Raw genomic sequence first — 16,891 nt, forward strand, 5'->3', positions numbered from 1 at the left:
TCAGGCTTCCTTAGAACTGAAAGTACAGAAACGGCACGGCATCGCGGCTGGCAATCAGCGCGAACGACAACACAAACCCGGCCACCGGCCACAGGGATGCGGCCACCACAAACCAGGGCTGCGTACCAAAACGCTGCTCGCAGCGGGTCTGCCAGATCGGCGCGATGATGCACACCAAACCGAGCAACGCGGCCATGCCATGAGCCGGGCGCATGGCCACGGCCAACGCATCACCCAAGGCCATGCCATGCATGCCGAATTGGCCGGCGTACATGGTCAGTGCCGAATGGAAGTCCGGTGCGCGGAACAGCGTCCAGGCCAGGCACACAAACAGCAGCGTCAAGATGTGCGACAGCACCGGCGGAATGCTCGGCAGGCTCGAGCGCGACCACGCCCGGTCAATGCACAACGCGATACCATGGGCCGAACCCCACAACAGGTAGTTCCAACTGTCGCCGCCATGCCACAACCCGGCAATCGCCATGGTCAGGAACAGGTTGCGGTAGGTACGCCATTCGCCATCGCGGTTACCGCCGAGGGCGATGTACAGGTAGTCCCGCAGCCAGCTGGACAACGACAAATGCCAGCGCCGCCAGAAGTCCTGGATGCTGCTGGCGAGGTACGGCCGGTTGAAGTTTTCCGGGAAGTGGAAGCCCAGCATCAAGCCCAGGCCGATGGCCATGGCACTGTAGCCGGCAAAGTCGAAAAACAGTTGCAACGAGTACGCCAGGCAGCCGATCCAGGCATCCACCAGGCTCGGGTTTTCCAGGTGGAAGGCGATGTCCACCAGCGGCGACAAGGTGTCGGCCACCAGCACTTTCATGCCCATGCCGATCATGAAACGCCGGGCGCCAAGGCTGAAATTCGGCCAGTTGAAATAACGCTGGTTCAGCTCGCGCCGCACCCAGTCATAACGAATGATCGGGCCCGCAATCGAGTGGCCGAACATCGAGATATAGGTCGCGTAATTGATGAAGCTGCGCTCCACCGGCACGGTGTGCCGATGCACATCCACCAGGTACGAAATCGCCTGCAGCACGATGAACGACAACCCGGCCGGCAACGCCACGCGCTGCCAATCCAGCGGCATCGCGCCGTACCAGGTGATCACCTCACTCAGGGTGCCCGCGACGATGTTGGCGTACTTGTACCAACACAGCACTGCGGTGTTGAACACGATCAACGCGATCAACAGCCGCACCCGGCCCTTGCCGTCTTCACGGGAACGGTCCACCAGCAAACCGCCGACCCACGCCACCACGGTCAACACCATGTGCAGGAACAGGAACAGCGGGCTCAACCAGCCGTAGAACAGCCAGCTGCCGATCAACAGGATGACGTTGCGCCAGCCCGGACGGGCCAGCGCATAAATCAACAGGAAGGCCGGCAGGAACAGCGTGAGGAATTCCAGTGAGGCAAAGACCATGGTGGTGTCGGGCCCGATCAGTTAGCGAGCGTGTCGGAGGTAAACAGCAACCTCGAACCGGCAGCCGATGGCAGTGCGAGCACGCTGTAGCGTTCGCCGGCCTTGAGGGTGAAGGTCAGCGGCTGGCCCACCGGCGCGTTGGCGCACTTGAGCTGCACCGACAGTTCCACCGGGTTGATCATGCGGCGCGAAATCGCGCCTTCGGCGACCTTCTTGAACAGCTCGGCTTTTTGCGCCACGGCTTCCAGGCTCGCATCGGCGCAGGCGGCGTCGGCGTTGATAAAGGCCAGCGAGGCCTTCAGTGCGTTGAAGTCATCCGGCTGTTCGTGGATCACCAGCTGGCGCGTGCCGCCCTTGGCGTCCGGCACGGCCACTACGGTGGCGAACTCGCCCGGCGCGACGGTCACGGCCAGCTCGGAATCCTTGCCGCCCTGGCTCAACACGCCCTTGATCGGAGTCTTGCCGCCCGACACCGGCAGGTAGTCAGACACCAGTTTGTCGCCACCCAACACCAGGCTGGCCTTGGAACCCTGGGGCAGCAATTTCAGCTCGCCGTCGGTGCCGTTGGCCAGGCGCAGGAAGGCCGAATCCTTCTCCGGGCCGGTGGGGTAAAGCGGGATGTCGGCGCTGTAGGCGCTGACGCTGGCGAGCAAGGTCGCCAGGCCCAGGGTGATCCGTTTCATTATTGCGCTCCTTTGCCCACGGCGGCCGGTGGCAACTTCGCCAGGGAGTCGCCGATCGCCTTGGCCCACTTCTGGTAGCCGTCGATGGTGAAGTGCTGGCCGTCGGTGGTGATCCACTGGCCCGGCTTGGAGAAGGTCAGCGAGTCAACGTAGGTGCACGGCGCCACGTTGGTGGCGAGGAACTGCGACATCACCTTGGTGCGCGCATCATCCTTCTTGTACTGCGAACCGACCTTGCCCCACGCCGGCCCGACCCACACGCACTTGGTGCCGGTTTCGGTGATGGCCTTGGTCAGGGAAGTCACGCTTTTCCAGGCCCAGACTTTCGGGAACTGCGGCTCCGGGTACGAGGCCATGGTGTCGGCGATGATGATCACCACCAGGTCCGGCTTGTCCTTGGCGATCAGGTCTTTGATCGGGGTGGTGCTCATGGCGTTCTTGCCGAAAATCTCGGCCTTGCCAACCGGCAGGCGCTCGGCACCGCACTCGACTTTCTTCGGCACGATCCAGTCGGCTGCACCGGCGCCGCACGCGCCGATGGAGTGAACCTTGGCGCCCTGGGCGGTGAGGTTGTCCTGCAGCGGGTTGAGCAGTGAATCAGGAAAGCTCATGTGACTTTCGCCCAATACCAGCAGGGTCAGGCCGGCAATAGCAGAAGCGGAAACAGGCATGGATGACTCCTATCAAATCAATTCGAATAAGGGGAACGGTACGGACTGACCGGCAAGGGCATAGGCCCGCTCAGGTCTTCAAACAAGTAGCGCAGGTAGGCGTTACCGACGTACTGGCGATAGTCCTGAGCGTTGTCGAGACCGACTTCGCCACCCAGGTAAAAGCGCGAGCTGAGGCGGTATTCGGCGGCGGCATTGAAGCTGTAGCCGATGCCGGTCTTGCTGTCCTTGGCGTATTTCGGATCGCCCCGGGTCGGGTCATTTTGGTAATCGCTATGCCCCGGGAAATAATCGACCGCATCTTGCTCGATATGCTGGATGCCCACCGAACTTTTTATCTGGTAGCTGAACCGATCAAAACTCTGCGCCCAGCGCACCGGCACACCCAGGGAGAAGAAGCGCTGCGGGCTGAAGTAACCGCCCTGGCCGTAGGTGTAGTAACCCTGGTTTTCCTTGAAGCCCATGACCGAACCGCTGATGCCGAGGGTCAGGGTGTCGGTCGGGGTATTGCGCAGGTACCAGTAGATGCCGCTGCCCAGTTCCAGCCGGGTGTTGTCTTCGACGTTGTTGCCCAACAGCTCGTGCAACGAGGCGTAGCCATACACACCGAGCTTCTGGTTGTCGTAGCTCAGGTCGCCACGCCCGCCGTTGGCTGTCACGCCGCCCCATTTCTCGCCGGTACGCTTGTCTTCGGAACCGGCAAAGGAGGTCACACTGTCGGTGACCGGGCGCCGCGAAACGTTGACCCCGTAACGGAAGTTGGAGCCCTGGGAGAACGGCCGCGAGACGCTGGCGCCACCGACGATGGTGTCGTACAGAAAGCCCAGCGGGCTTACACCAATGTCGGCCTTGAGGCCTTCATCCGGGTTCTCCACGGCAACGGCCAGACCGACGCCCGTGTCGCTCTGGGAGCCCGCCGGGTTGGCCGTGCCACCGCCAAAGCGTGTGGCAGAGTCGCTCTTCACGCTGCCGGAACTCACATGCACCGGCGTCACGCGCAGCGCAACGTTCAGATCACCCACCGGCATCCGCGCTTCAAACGGCGCCTCGACGTCAGTGATTTTGCTCAAGCCGCTTTCGCCATTGTTGCTGCGAACGCTCAAGCCCTGCACCAGGTAACCGGTGCGATCCCGCAGGATCGTATCCAGCGCACGACGTGCCGGGCTGAGGTTGGCGGTGTCGAGTGCAGCAATGCTCGACGGTGGCTCGAACGGCTCGTTCCAGTTGTTCGACGCCGGACGCGCGGAGGCTGCCAGGGCATTGTCCGGCACGACATTGGTCGGTGCATCAATCGGCGGCGGCACGGCGCCGGCGACGGTCAGGTCGGTGACCTGGCGACGCTGGCCCGGCAAGCCGACGAAGGGGTTGTAAGGCACGCCCTGGGAGCCGGCCTGAGCCAATTGCGTCTGGCTCTTCTGGCTGTTCTCAATCGCCAACGCCTTGCGCAGCAGTGCAGCGGCTTCGTTGTTCTTGCCCAGCCCCTGATAGATGCGCGCAGCCGAGGTGAGGATCTCGGGGTTGCCCGGTTCCAGGGACAGCGCCTTTTCACTGGCGCTTTCCGCCAGGCCACGATCACGGCCTTGCAGCGCGATATCCGCCAGGCCCAGTTGCAGGCGAGCGTTGTTCGGGTTCTGCTGAATCAGCGGCGCATAAAGCTCCATGGCCTTTTTGCTATTGCCGCTGGCCGCGTACATCCGCGCCAGGGCACCTACCGCCATTGCGTCGTTGGGACGCTGGGCAAGCGCCGGCGACAGCATGTCGTAGGCCGCGACCAGGTCGTTTTTCTCACGCAGGGCATCAGCCTGTTTGACCCGGTAAAGGTAGATCAAATCGTCGTAACGCTGGCGACCGGTTTCACTCAGCGGCTTGCCCTGCACTTCACGCAGGATGTCGCCCGCCTCGGTGTAATGGTTGGCCTTGAGCAGCACGTTGGCGTACAGCAGTTTCTGGTCGACGGTCGGGTTCGGATTGTTATCCAGAACCTTCTGCATGATATCCAGGCCCTGCTGCGTCGCGCCGACTTCCACATAAGCGGCCGCCAGCACCGCCAGGCGCTCAGGCTTCTGCCGGGTCATGGCTTCACTGCGACCCAGCAGCGCGAGGGCTTCTGGACGCTGGCCACGGCGGGCGGTCTCGATGGCGATGTCGGTCTGCTTGTGCAGCGCGATATCGATACCCAGCTCGTTCATGTCAGCGGTACGTTGCCCCGCAGGGATACGCGCCAGGGTCTCTTCAGCCTTTTTCCACTCACCCAGCTCCGCCGACAGCAGCGTGCTGGTGTACAGCGCGTCCGGCTGGTTCGGCTGCTTGGCCAGCAAGCCGTCGATCAAGGCACGGGCGTTGCGAATCTGGCCGTCGCGCAGGTAAATGCGCGCCAGGGCGAAGCGTGTCCACGGGTTTTCCGGGTCGGCATCAAGGGCTTGTTTGTAGGCGGCTTGCGCGGCTTTCAAATCGCCCCGCTGCTCGGCCAGCTTGCCCACCTGGGTAGCGCGCAACGCGGTGATTTTCACACTCGGCGCGAACTTCGCGCGCTCGGCGGGCGACACCGAGTCGATCAGCTTCAAGGCTTCTTCCGGCTGCCCGGATTGGGACAGCACGTTGATCAAGCCGCTCAGCGCGTCCGGGTCGCCAGGATGACGGGCGAGCACTTTGCGGTAGCCGGCTTCGGCGGTGTCGAACTGATTATCCTGGGCCTGGAAACCCGCCAGTGCCACGGCAGCGCCGGGCTGGCCAGGGTTCAAGCGTTCGGCCTGGGCCACCAGGTCGCGGGCCTGGCTGCCGCGCCCGCCACGCTGGGCGTCACGGGCCTGGTTGAGCAGGTTCCAGTAGCGCACATCATTGAGCGCCGACTGCCATGCCGCGCCACCCGGCAAACGGGTGGCCTGAACCAGGTAGCTTTCAGCCTCGCTGAAGCGCTGCTGCTGTTGACGCAGCACGCCCATGCCGCCGAGGGCATCGACGTCATTGGATTTTTCATTGAGGCGCGCCGCCAATAGCGGCTCGGCGGTTTTCAGGTCGCCGTCATCCAGCGCCTTGAACGCCTTGGTCATCTGCGGATCACGCTGCCAACCGGCGCCGGTCTTGCCTTGGGCAATGCCCTTGTTCATCAGCGCACGGATTTCGCTGTCGTCCGGATGCGCCGCCAGAAACTGCTGGAACAACGGCACCTGGTCGCTCTTCGGCGGGCCGAGCCAGATCAGCGCAAAGCGCCAGGTTTCATCGGCGTTGCCGCCCACGTCGTTGTTCGGTGCCAGCTTGGCCAGGGCGCGGATGCCGTCGGCGCGGGTGGCCGGATTACGCGCCAAATGCTTGGCCAGAAACAGCGCCACAATCGGGTCGTTCGGCCGCTCGCGAGACAAACGCTGCAAGCCGGCGATGGCCTCGTTCGTGCCCTTGGGCGTGAAGCCCAGGGTGTTGTAATACTCGCGGGCAAGCAGGCCCTGGGGCTGGCGCCCCTGGAAGATCTGGCGATACAGCGCCACCGCTTGTTCGCGCTCTTCTTCAGGCTCGCCGAGTTCACGGGCCTGTTCCAGCAACTTGGCGTTGGCCGGGATGTTGACGGTGATGTCCTGCTCCAGCAGCAAGGCCTGGCGCGGTACCGGGCTCAGCGCCTGCAGGCGGGCCAGGTACTTTTGCGCTTCGGCCGGACGCTGTTGTTGCACCTGGATCAAGCCGATGCCGTACAGCGCATCCGGCTGTTCAGGGCTCAGGCGCAGCAGTTTCTGCCAGGTCTCGAGGGCGCGTTCCGGGTTCTTTTTCGACTGCCAGTAATAGCCCTGCTCGATCAGCAGGCTTTGCGGGTCAGTGGTTTCGGCAAAGCTGGCGCTGGAAGCCAGGGCCGCCAGAATCGCAATGGCTAGCGTGTGACGGCGCATGCAGACTCCCAGGATAATTTCACCGTGCCGTCTTGTTCGAAACGGTACTTTTGATCAGCGAAGCCCTGGCCGAACAGGCTGAGCATGTAGTCGTAGTAAATCGGCTGGGCGCTGTCCGGGGCCGAAGGCGCGAGCGCCTTGGCGAGGGCGTCGTCGACTTTCTGCTTTTGCAATTGCGCCAGGGCGGTTTCGCCCCGGGCCTGGAAGAAGGCCATGGTGGAGGCCGAGAACCCCGTCGGCGTGTAGCCGTTGTTTTTCTCGACTTCACCGGTCAGCACGTGGACTTTCTCCGGCGGCAAACCGCTGACCGACGCAGCGGTGGCACGGGAAATCCCGCCCAAGGCCTTGAGCATCGGCGCGGCCAGCGGGTCGCTCTTGGCGGTCATGCCGGCCCAGAGGTAAGTGCGGATCGCGTCGTAGCTGCCCAGGTCATCGGAAAACGGGTCGACGATAAACAGCCCGGTGTTCGCGCTGGTAGCGCGATAACCGACCCAGTTGGCCGCCAGGCCATGGGGATTGCTCGGCAGGTCGGCGAGCATCTTCGCGTTGCTCTCGGCCACTTCGTTCCAGCCGGCGTTCGGGCGTTCTTTTGCAAAGCGGCGCAGTTGCGGCAGTACTTGATAGCTGGGGTTGAAACGCCACAGGCCTCCCGCGTGTGCATAGCCTACCGGCCCCGGCAACAGCATCTTGCCCAGGCCCGGTACGCGCACGATCAGGTTGCGTTCAACGTTGGCCAACACCAGTTGCGCGTCGCTGCGGTACTGCGGTGCGTTCCACACGCGCGCGGCTTCGAGCAACGCATAGGCCATCCACAAATCGGCGTCGCTGGCGGAGTTGCTGTCGATCGCGCCCCACTTGCCATCGTCACGCTTGCCCCACAGCCAGGCCGGCAGGTTCTGGCCGATGTCGGCGCCCGCCATGTTGGACTTGGTCCAGGTCCAGAGCTTGTCGAAGGTCGCCCGGTCGTTGCCCACCAGGGCAAAGAACATCGCGTACGACTGCCCTTCCGAGCTGCTTTCCGTCGGCTTCATGGACGAGTTCAACACCCGGCCATCGTCCTGGATAAACCGCTTGGCATAGTTCTGCCACAGCGGCCAATCGCAGGTCTGTGCCTGGGCGGCACCGGCAAGCAATGTGCTGCCAATCACCGCCAGGATCGCGCTACGCAAAGGGCTCATGCCAACCGCCGTTTTGCACGGGCACGCAGTGCCAGGTAGATCAGGCAGGTCAGCACCAGCAGCCCCAGGAAGGTAATCGCCAGCATCCAGCCCAGGTTCTGGGACAGCTGCCATTGCATGAATTTGAAGTAGTTCAGGTCGCCGACGTAGTACTGCTGGTCCGCGACCAACGAGCTGATCTGCGTGCCCTGCACCACCGCCAGGCTGCCCTGGATCGAGTCTTTGTAGTCGTCACCGCCAATCAGCGCCGAGGTCGCTTCAAGCAGGCCCTGAGGCTGGTTGCTGGCGATCAGCACCACGCTGCGCCCGGCCTTGAGCGGCGATTGGAAGCCGGCGAACCAGGTGCTGTTGCTCAGGCCGCTGAACGTGATGCCGGCATTGGCCGTATGCTGGTTGGCCGCGGCGTCCGGGCTGATCCAGCTGCGCACATAACGTGGCAGGTCAGACAACAGGAAGTGGTGCTGCAGGCCGTCACTGGTGGCCGGCAGGTATTGCTGCCATTGCTGCAGCAGCGGCTGGTTGCCGCCGGTGGCGAGCACCAGCAGGTCTTTGTCGGCAACGCTTTGCACGTCTTTGGCCTGCACCACTTTGACGGCGGTGGCCGGGTAGCCGGTGGACTCGCCGAAGCGGCCCATCACAGTCAGGTAAGCGCTCAATTCATCGGTGCCGACGTTATCCGGCATCACCACCGCCGACTCCGAAAGGTCAGCCAGGCGAGTGAACGGGAAGCCGGAATCGTTGAACACGCCGAGGTTCGGCATGGCGATAAAGTGCTGGTAGCTGCTCAGGTCCAGGCTCGAGTCCGGGTCAATCGCACCGCGCATGTTGTCGACGATGATGTCCCGGCATTCGCCTTCCTTGATGTAGTCGTACATGAAGCGCAGTTGCAGCTTGGACTTGGGCGAAGCCGAGCTGATCGGCAACAGGGTCGTCACTTCACGGGGCAGGGTTTCGTCTTTCTTCAGCTGGTCCAGCAGGCTCTGCCCGCCGCCCAGGTTGCTCACCGACGGCAACGCGACGGACTTCATGAACTGGTCGTTCAGGCCGATCAGCAAGGAGGAGTTGGTGGACACCTGCTGCGGCGTGTAGCGGTATTTGACGTTGAGCGGCACGCCCTCCTCACGCCAGTTGAACAGGTCGGGCGGCAGGCGCAGGTCGACGCTGATCGGGCCCGGGTTGTAGCCGGAGACGTTGAGCTTTTTCAGTTCTACCAGCTCGCCAAGGCGTACCGGACGGTTGCTGGGCAGCCAGTTCGGCGCGTCGTAAGGGCTGCGCGGGGCCAGGGTGTCGAGCCTGGTGATGACCACGCTGTTGCCGGTCAACACCGGGTTGCCCAGCACCACGGCGGTGGCGGCACGCTTGAGTTCAGCGCCATCACGGCCGGAGACGATCAGCAGCTTGCCATTCGGATCGTTGGGGTTGGTGATCAGGGTCAGGGTCGGCCCTTTAGGCTCAGGGACCGCCACACCGTGTACATCCACAGCCTGGGTACTTTGCACCAGCACGATGGCGTTGCCCTTGGCCGGAATCTCGCCAAGGGTGGTCGGGAACGTCGCACCCCGGTAGCTGGCCAAGCCGCCTACCCACGACGACAGCGCGCCGGCAGCTTCCAGCGCGGCATTGTCCGGCGCGCTGGCAAACACGAACGGCAGGCTGACTTGGCGCGCATCACGCTTGTCGAAGAACGGCAGCGGCAGCACCGACAGGTCGTCTTTCAAGACGATCGGCTGCACCTGCACTTTCAGCTCACTGCTGTTGCTGATCTTGGCCCACAGGCTGCTGTGCAGCGGGTCTTCACAGGACATGGTGTAGTGGCCGATGAACTGCAGGCTCAAGCGGTTGAATTCGGTGATCAGGTGCGCCGGAATCTGCACCAGTTTTTCCTGCTGGATACCTGCGCCCTCTTTGGGCAGCGGCAGGCTGGCGGCGACTTCGTCGTTGACCAGCACGTTGATCTGCGACAGGTCCGCCAGCAGCGCCGGCGAGTAGCTGTACTTGAGCAACAGTTGCGCGCCCTTCACCACTTCATCGGCACGGATGTCGAAGTTGACGCTGTCGGACGCTTCCACGCCTTGCAGGTTCATGGTGTCGCGACGGCCCAGTTGCTTGAGGGTCAGGCTGTAGCCGTCGTCAGTGCTCTGCACCGCAACAGCGGGTGCAGCGGCCTGTGCCTGCGAGCCCAGGCCCAGCAGCGAAGCGATCATCAGCGCGAGCACGCCGCGCGACTGCGGGCGGGCAAATAGTGTGGAAGTCATGGCTTGTCCATCAGCGTATCGAGCGGTTGTGAGGGAGTGCGGCGCAGGGCCAGACGCAATTCATGCAGCGTGGCGCGACCCAGGGTAAACAGGCCGCCGATGCCGATGGCACCGACTTCACGCAGGGCTGACAACGGTGTATCGGGCTGGCCGGCGCCCCAACTCGCGGCCCAGGTGTCGGCGCGGGAAAACGTCAGGCGTACCAGTTCGCTTTGTTGGCGCAGGGACAGTGCATCGAATTGCGCGCCAATCTGCGCGCCCTTGCTGAACACCACCCGCGCCTGGAACAGGCTGTCTTGTCCGTTGCGCGACAGCACCAACTGCAACTGTTCGCCCCGGGCAATCTGGTGCCCGTCGGCGAGGATCAGGCCGAAGCCGTTCTGCGAGAAATCCTGGGTCGTGCCTTTGAGCACACGACCGTCGGCGCAGATCACACTGACCGGCAATTTCGCGCTGACCCGCGGCTCGGAGCGCACTTGCCGCGCTTCGGAAGCCACCGCCACTGCCGCGCTGGTGATGATCAGGTTGTAGAGGGTCCAGGTCAGGTTGATCGCCACGGTGACCGCGGTGGACTCGTCGCCCCAGATCAACTGATAAAGACCGAAGCACAGCCCGACCAGGTTCACCGCCAGCAGTACCAGGTACGGCCGGGCGAGTTTCCAGTCGAAGAATTGCTTGTCGATGATCCCGCCCTTGTCGGTGACGTTGAAGCCGCCCGCCTTGGGGTTGACCAGCGCAACCAATACCGGCGGCAGGATGTACCAGGCCAGTACGGTCTCGTAGACCTCGTTCCAGAACGAGTGGCGGAAGCGCCCCTGGATCCGCGAGTTGGTCAGGCTCGAATGCACGAGGTGGGGCAACACATAGGCGACAATCATCAGCGCCGAGGCGTGGAAAATCTGCGCGCCGAAAATCAGGTAGGCCAGCGGCGCGGTGAGGAACACCAGCCGCGGCAAGCCATAGAAGAAGTGCAGCATCGCGTTGGCGTAGCAGATGCGCTGGCCCCACTTCAGGCCTTTGCCCAGCAGCGGATTGTCGGTGCGGAAAATCTGCGCCATGCCCCGCGCCCAACGGATGCGCTGGTTGATGTGGCGTGACAGGCTTTCGGTGGCCAGGCCCGCGGCTTGCGGGATCGCCAGGTAAGCGGTGTTGTAGCCCAGGCGGTTGAGCTTGAGCGCGGTGTGGGCGTCTTCGGTGACGGTCTCGACGGCCACGCCGCCGATTTCCAGCAAGGGCTTGCGGCGGATCACCGCACACGAGCCGCAGAAGAACGTCGCGTTCCACAGGTCGTTGCCGTCCTGCACCAGGCCGTAGAACAACTCGCCCTCGTTGGGCACGGCGCGGAAGGTGTCGAGGTTCTTTTCAAACGGGTCGGGTGAAAAGAAGAAGTGCGGCGTTTGCAGCATCGCCAGCTTGGGGTCCTTGAGGAACCAGCCGAGACTGACTTGCAGGAAGGAACGAGTCGGCACGTGGTCGGCGTCGAACAGCGCGATGTACTCGCCGTCGGTGACCTTCAACGCTTCATTGAGGTTGCCGGCCTTGGCGTGGAAATTGTTGTCGCGGCGGATGTAGTTCACGCCGATCTTGCGGCAGAAATCGCGGAAGTCGTCGCGACGGCCATCGTCGAGCACGTGGACGCGCAACTTGTCCTTGGGCCAGTCCATCGCCTGGGCGGCGAAGATGGTCAGTTTGACGATGCTCAACGCCTCGTTGTAGGTCGGGATGAACACGTCGACCGTGGGCCACTCCGACGGTTCGGTCTTGAGCCACACCGGCTCGCGGCGCAGCGGCCAGGCGGTTTGCACGTAGCCGAAGATCAGCACCACCAGCGCGTACAGCTCGGCGAGCACCAGGCCGTAGCCGAACAGCATGTCGAGCCAGGTTTCAAAACCCAGGGTGGAAGTCAGCCGCCAGTACATGTAGCGCAGCGACGCCACCAGCGACAACACCACCAGCGCGAGGATCGCCATGCGCCCGGGAATCTTGCGCAGCAGCAGCACCGCAAGGAAGCACACGGCGGCAAACAGGCATTGGCTATAGAGGTCCAGCGGGGCGCTGACAATGCTCACCAACAGCAAGGTGCCGACCACACAACTGATCACCACCAGCACTTTGCGCAGCGTATCGGGCCAGCGATTGAAGCGCGAAATCGCGGCGTCCAGCCGCTGCTCGGCGCGCCCCGGAGTGTGGGGCGTAGAGGACGTAGTGTCGGTCATGGAAGGTCCGAATCGATGCGTTCGAGCAGCGTGCGGCACAGGGCGTGAATGTCCTGGCAGCCGAGACTGTTGACGGTAGGGTCGAGGGGATCGCGGCCGCAGGCCTGGGCTTCACTGAACACCGGGTCACGGTGGACCGTGCCGAGCAGTGCATCGCCGAGGCGGGCCTTGAACACTTCGGCCATGTCCAGGCTGAAGCGGTGGGCGCCGTCGAGTTGGTTGATCACGTAGTAACGCTGTGGTGGTTTTTCGCACTCAAGGTACGGCGCCAGCACACTGTCCATCTGGGCCAGGGTGCTGAATGAGGAAACATCCGCCTGCACCGCCACCAACACCACGTCTGCCAGGGCCATGGCCTGGTGCAGGTACACCGTGTTGCCGGCGGGCACGTCGATCACCAACGTGTCCTGGCCATTCAACTGCAAACCGGCCAGGTGCCGGGGCAGCCATTGGGCGTCTTCGCCGAGCCAGCGATTGAGGTTTTTTTGCTGGTCGTTGTTGGTCTCACCGAAGGCCACCAGGCGGCAACCGGCAAAGCCGCGCTCAGCCAGGCCTTCCCAGGACTCATTGCTCAAGCTCGTCGCGCCGATGCCGGGCAAATTCAGGCCCAGGCACAAGTGATGACGCAGGGCGTTTTGCGGGTCCAGGTCCAGCGCCACGGCCGGGTGGCCTTGACGCTGCAAACCGCTGGCAATGGCCGCGGTCAGCGTGCTGCGACCGACACCGCCCTTGAGCGAGACCACCACGATCACCTTGGGTGACGATTGATCCGAGTACACCTCACCGGTCGGCCCTTCGACCACTTCGGGAGGTTGCAGGTGATCGGCTTCGCCCTGGGTCAGCTCTTCGAGCAAGCGCAGCAATGGCGCCGACGGCGGCTCATCCAGCGCGACGGTGCAAGCGGTTTGGGCCGGGATGGGCACGGCGTCGAAAGGCTCGACCACCACGTCATCCTCAAGATAATCGTGGACGGCGTACATCTCCCGGTAGCCATTTGGATTGGCGCCCAGCTTATTGAATAGTTTTGAAATATCGTCTGCGCGACTCACCCACGGCCCTCCCCGGTTATTACGCTTTAAAGGCGTTAAAAAGGTCAGCCCGTTGGGCTGACCTTGGTTTTTCTAGTTATGTGTTGGCTGGCGGCATTCTGTGATATCAGATTGATGGTGTCAGTATTTTGATGCTTTTGGATTAATTATTTCCGACGAGCGGCTTAGTGCCGTATTTTTGACTTATTTAGCGAATTTTTATCAATTTCTTTCAGATCAGAAGCTTGCGGCGGCTTCTAACAATTTTTCTGGCCGCCTGGTCAGGAAAAATTGCTTAGCTGACGAATCAAATTACAACTTAGTAATTAACCGCCAACGTTCCGTGAACCGGGTTAAACGATTCCGCTATTTATATGACGCTTAATATTTCGAAACAGAATACGGTAACACTCACCTTATTCAAGGGAAAAACGATGACCGTTATGTCGAAAACATCTAAGAGAAAGACCCTGAGGCACTAATGCCTCTAATGGGTATGTTTCTGTATCAAGTTGTATGCAATCCCCTTCTCAACACATGCCGAGGCAAAACGCCGGGTGCATGACACAGGCCGGATACCTCCCGGGCGCTCAATAGGCTCCAACGCAACACACACCCTATTGAACCTCAGAGGACACCACCATGAACCGCAACACCCTCATCGCCAGCAGCCTGTTTGCCTTGCTCAACGTTGCCGCCTTTTCGGCCCAGGCCAGCCCCAAGCTGGATGTACAGCAGGTACTGTCGACCGTGGACGATGGAGGCGCGGCGTGTGGCGTGGTGAATGCGCGGATGACCTACCTGGATTCCCATGGGCAGAAGCGGGTGTTTGAGTACAAGAAATTTGCCGATTCGTGTAATGAAGGCAGCTAAAAAGCTGAACGACAAAATCTGTGGCGAGGGAGCTTGCTCCCGCTGGAGTGCGCAGCGCTCCCACTGTTTTGGGCCTGCTGCGCAGCCCAGCGGGAGCAAGCTCCCTCGCCACAAAATTTCATCTGAAGTGAAAAGGCATTAACCGCGAATACGGTGCTCGGTGAACTCATAATCCTCCTGGCAATCGTCGGTCGGGTCCGCCGCCACACCAGCCGTTCTCGGTTTGAATCGGCTGGGTTTGCTGCGCATCGCGGAAAAACGTGATGGTGAAGCGGCCGTCGGGCTTGAGGTTGTTGTTCCAGGACAGGAACTGGCACTTGCCGCTTTCTGCACGCAGGCGTTTCCAGTGATCCAGCACATGGGATTGGCGGGGTTGGGGTGGCTGAAACGAGGCCGAGCAGAGAAAACCCGGTCGGTTGCAAAAATAGTCAGAATTCAGGGGTTTACAGATGCTTGCCAATCGCTATAATCGTCGCCCTAACACGCCGGTATAGCTCAGTTGGTAGAGCAACTGACTTGTAATCAGTAGGTCCCGGGTTCGACTCCTGGTGCCGGCACCATACAAGGTTCCAGAGAAGGCTTCCAAAATCTCTGAAACCCCCGAAAAACCCGCCTTCTGGCGGGTTTTTTCGTTTTGGCATTCCATCGGTTTCCGTCAGAAACTGGTGGATTCCAACCGTTTTAAGGGTAGAGTTTGGGATACAGGTCACTTCGATAAAAGGGAGTACCCTTATGTCGCGCACCACAGCTCCGCTCTCCGACGCAGCTTGCCGCTTGGCAAAACCTACAGACCGCGCCTACAAGCTTTTCGACGGCGATGGCCTCTATCTCCTAGTCCAACCCAATGGCCGCAAAGGCTGGCGGCTCCGTTACGTCAAACCTGACGGACGGGAAGGACTGACCTCGTTCGGCAACTACCCCGTCATTGGCCTCGCCGATGCTCGCCGCAAGCGCTTGGACGTCAAGCGAATGCTGGCGGATGGCATTGATCCCATAGAGACCAAGCACCAAGCCAAGGCGGAAGCCGTGATCAAAGGCAGAACCTTTGAAAGCGTTGCCCTGGACTGGCACACGGAAATGTCGGCCAAGTGGGCACCAGGCCATTCCAAGACAGTGATGAGCCGCCTCAAAACCCACGTATTCCCGCTGATCGGCGCACGCGCCATTGTTGATCTCGACACCCATGACCTTATGCAGCCCTTGGAAGCGATCAAGAAGCGCGGAACGATCGACGTTGCTTTAAGGGTACAAAACTACCTGCAGAGCATCATGCGCGAGGCAAAGCGCCTCCGGCTTATCACCATAAACCCTGCTTACGATCTCGAAGGCTCGATCAAAGCTCCGCGGGTGGTACATCGCCCCGCTCTACCCTTATCGCGACTGCCGGAACTGCAGGAGCGGATCGACACCTATAAAGGCCGGGCACTTACCCGTCTCACGGTGATGCTGTCGCTGCATGTGTTTGTACGATCCAGCGAGCTGCGTTTCGCACGCTGGAGCGAGTTCGACCTCAAGCGCGGCACCTGGGAGATACCGGACACTCGACCCGCGTTGGAGGGAGTACCCTTTTCCACAAGGGGTACGAAGATGGCAGGGGATATCCATTTAGTACCCTTATCGCCGCAAGCAGTGGCGCTACTCGAAAAAATCCATGCACTCACAGGCAAATTCGCATTGGTCTTCGCAGGGGATGCCAAACCCTGGAAGCCCATGTCCGAAAATACCGTGAACAACGCGCTTCGGACGATGGGATACGACACCAAAACCGATATCTGCGGGCATGGGTTTCGTTCAATGGCCTGCAGCGCACTGATCGAGTCCGGACTGTGGTCCGAGACCGCCATTGAAAGGCAGATGAGCCACAAGGAACGCAACAACGTCCGCGCCGCTTACATCCACAAGGCCGAGTTCATCGAGGAGCGCAGGCTGATCATGAACTGGTGGAGCCGGTACCTGGAGGCCAACCGGCAGGAGCATGTCACTCCACACGAATTCGCGAACCAGACAGGAGCAAACGTCACTCGCCTAAAAGCAAAACGTGGCGCAACCGAGTAAGCGCTCGGTCTTCATATCTCAGTGATCCGCTTTTCCACGCGGGTCCATCCAAGCAGGGCTGCAAAGCCGCCCTGCTTGGATGGACCTCACTTAAAAAATCGAAAGCCCAAGTAACTGTCTGTGGAAAACCACGGATTTCCACCGGTGGATAATTTCATCCACAGCCGCAGAACTCCCGAAAATTCGAGCCTTGACCCGAATTATCCACAGGCGTAGAAAAGATCGGGCAAAGCGCTGTCGTTGACAGCAACCCAGGTAGCCAGAACCTTTAAGGCTACGCCACACCGTGGTGGTTCTCCCAAAGTGCGATTAGCGTCCGGCGGCTCGCACGGTCACAGCGATGTGATGGATGCCTACTTTTACCAGTGTGCCCACTGCGGCAACTCATCCCCCTTTCATAGCTGCTCTGCAGCAACCTATCCGCTTGGCCATTCCCGTGCGCCAACCTGCGCCCGTCTCTTTCTCCCGGAAAGAGACGGGCGCTCCTACCGCTGCTGCAGCCCAACTCGTACAAGGCTTTGCGGCATTTCCCCTCGTGACAATCGGCGTGACAAACACCGAAGTCACCAGCAACAGCGATGCAGATGATGGTGCCGCAGCCCAGGGAATGGACTGCACCTGACTGACAGTC

Annotated in this window: 11 protein-coding genes and 1 tRNA gene; 3 read left to right on the top strand and 9 right to left on the bottom strand. The window is 61.5% G+C overall.

The window, feature by feature from the left end:
• Positions 1–10 precede the first annotated feature (10 nt).
• From A462_RS14585 to bcsQ, 8 genes are read right to left on the bottom strand one after another with little or no spacing between them, the layout of a single operon-like run.
• Positions 11–1,426 (bottom strand): MBOAT family O-acyltransferase, encoded by a 1,416-nt coding sequence (locus A462_RS14585; protein WP_008435709.1) that lies wholly within the window; start codon positions 1,424–1,426, stop codon positions 11–13.
• A gap of 17 nt (positions 1,427–1,443) precedes the next feature.
• A complete protein-coding gene (locus A462_RS14580) occupies positions 1,444–2,109 on the bottom strand; it encodes an alginate O-acetyltransferase AlgF (protein ID WP_008435711.1) in 666 nt (221 codons plus the stop codon).
• Positions 2,109–2,780, bottom strand: a complete 672-nt coding sequence (locus A462_RS14575; protein ID WP_003218072.1) for an SGNH/GDSL hydrolase family protein — start codon at positions 2,778–2,780, stop codon at positions 2,109–2,111. The genes A462_RS14580 and A462_RS14575 overlap by 1 nt, the downstream gene beginning before the upstream one ends.
• A gap of 17 nt (positions 2,781–2,797) precedes the next feature.
• Positions 2,798–6,655 (bottom strand): cellulose biosynthesis protein BcsC, encoded by a 3,858-nt coding sequence (locus A462_RS14570; RefSeq protein WP_008435712.1) that lies wholly within the window; start codon positions 6,653–6,655, stop codon positions 2,798–2,800.
• Positions 6,637–7,833, bottom strand: a complete 1,197-nt coding sequence (gene bcsZ / locus A462_RS14565; RefSeq protein WP_008435713.1) for a cellulose synthase complex periplasmic endoglucanase BcsZ — start codon at positions 7,831–7,833, stop codon at positions 6,637–6,639. The genes A462_RS14570 and bcsZ overlap by 19 nt, the downstream gene beginning before the upstream one ends.
• Entirely contained in the window at positions 7,830–10,088 is a 2,259-nt protein-coding gene (gene bcsB / locus A462_RS14560) for a cellulose biosynthesis cyclic di-GMP-binding regulatory protein BcsB (protein WP_008435714.1), read from the bottom strand. Before bcsB ends, bcsZ begins: the two co-directional genes overlap by 4 nt.
• Positions 10,085–12,304, bottom strand: coding sequence for a UDP-forming cellulose synthase catalytic subunit (gene bcsA, locus A462_RS14555; protein WP_003218076.1), 2,220 nt, complete (start codon positions 12,302–12,304; stop codon positions 10,085–10,087). Before bcsA ends, bcsB begins: the two co-directional genes overlap by 4 nt.
• On the bottom strand, positions 12,301–13,284 hold the full coding sequence (gene bcsQ, locus A462_RS14550; protein WP_008435715.1) for a cellulose biosynthesis protein BcsQ: 984 nt from the start codon (positions 13,282–13,284) through the stop codon (positions 12,301–12,303). The genes bcsA and bcsQ overlap by 4 nt, the downstream gene beginning before the upstream one ends.
• A 690-nt stretch (positions 13,285–13,974) precedes the next feature.
• Here bcsQ and A462_RS14545 point away from each other — a divergent pair.
• Positions 13,975–14,205, top strand: a complete 231-nt coding sequence (locus A462_RS14545) for a DUF2790 domain-containing protein (RefSeq protein ID WP_003218078.1) — start codon at positions 13,975–13,977, stop codon at positions 14,203–14,205.
• Positions 14,206–14,371: 166 nt separating this feature from the next.
• Here A462_RS14545 and A462_RS33440 read toward each other — a convergent pair whose 3' ends face one another.
• The gene (locus tag A462_RS33440; RefSeq protein WP_008435716.1) at positions 14,372–14,563 is read right to left on the bottom strand and encodes a hypothetical protein; all 192 of its coding nucleotides are present in this window, start codon (positions 14,561–14,563) and stop codon (positions 14,372–14,374) included.
• Positions 14,564–14,689: 126 nt separating this feature from the next.
• Here A462_RS33440 and A462_RS14540 point away from each other — a divergent pair.
• Both A462_RS14540 and A462_RS14535 read left to right on the top strand, forming a co-directional pair.
• A tRNA-Thr gene (locus tag A462_RS14540) sits at positions 14,690–14,765 on the top strand.
• A 172-nt stretch (positions 14,766–14,937) separates the two neighbouring features.
• Positions 14,938–16,260 carry a tyrosine-type recombinase/integrase gene (locus tag A462_RS14535; RefSeq protein ID WP_008435717.1) on the top strand — a complete coding sequence of 441 codons (1,323 nt, stop codon included), beginning with the start codon at positions 14,938–14,940 and terminating at the stop codon, positions 16,258–16,260.
• Positions 16,261–16,891: the final 631 nt, after the last annotated feature.

The organism is Pseudomonas sp. Ag1, assembly GCF_000278565.1.
Classification (GTDB): domain Bacteria; phylum Pseudomonadota; class Gammaproteobacteria; order Pseudomonadales; family Pseudomonadaceae; genus Aquipseudomonas.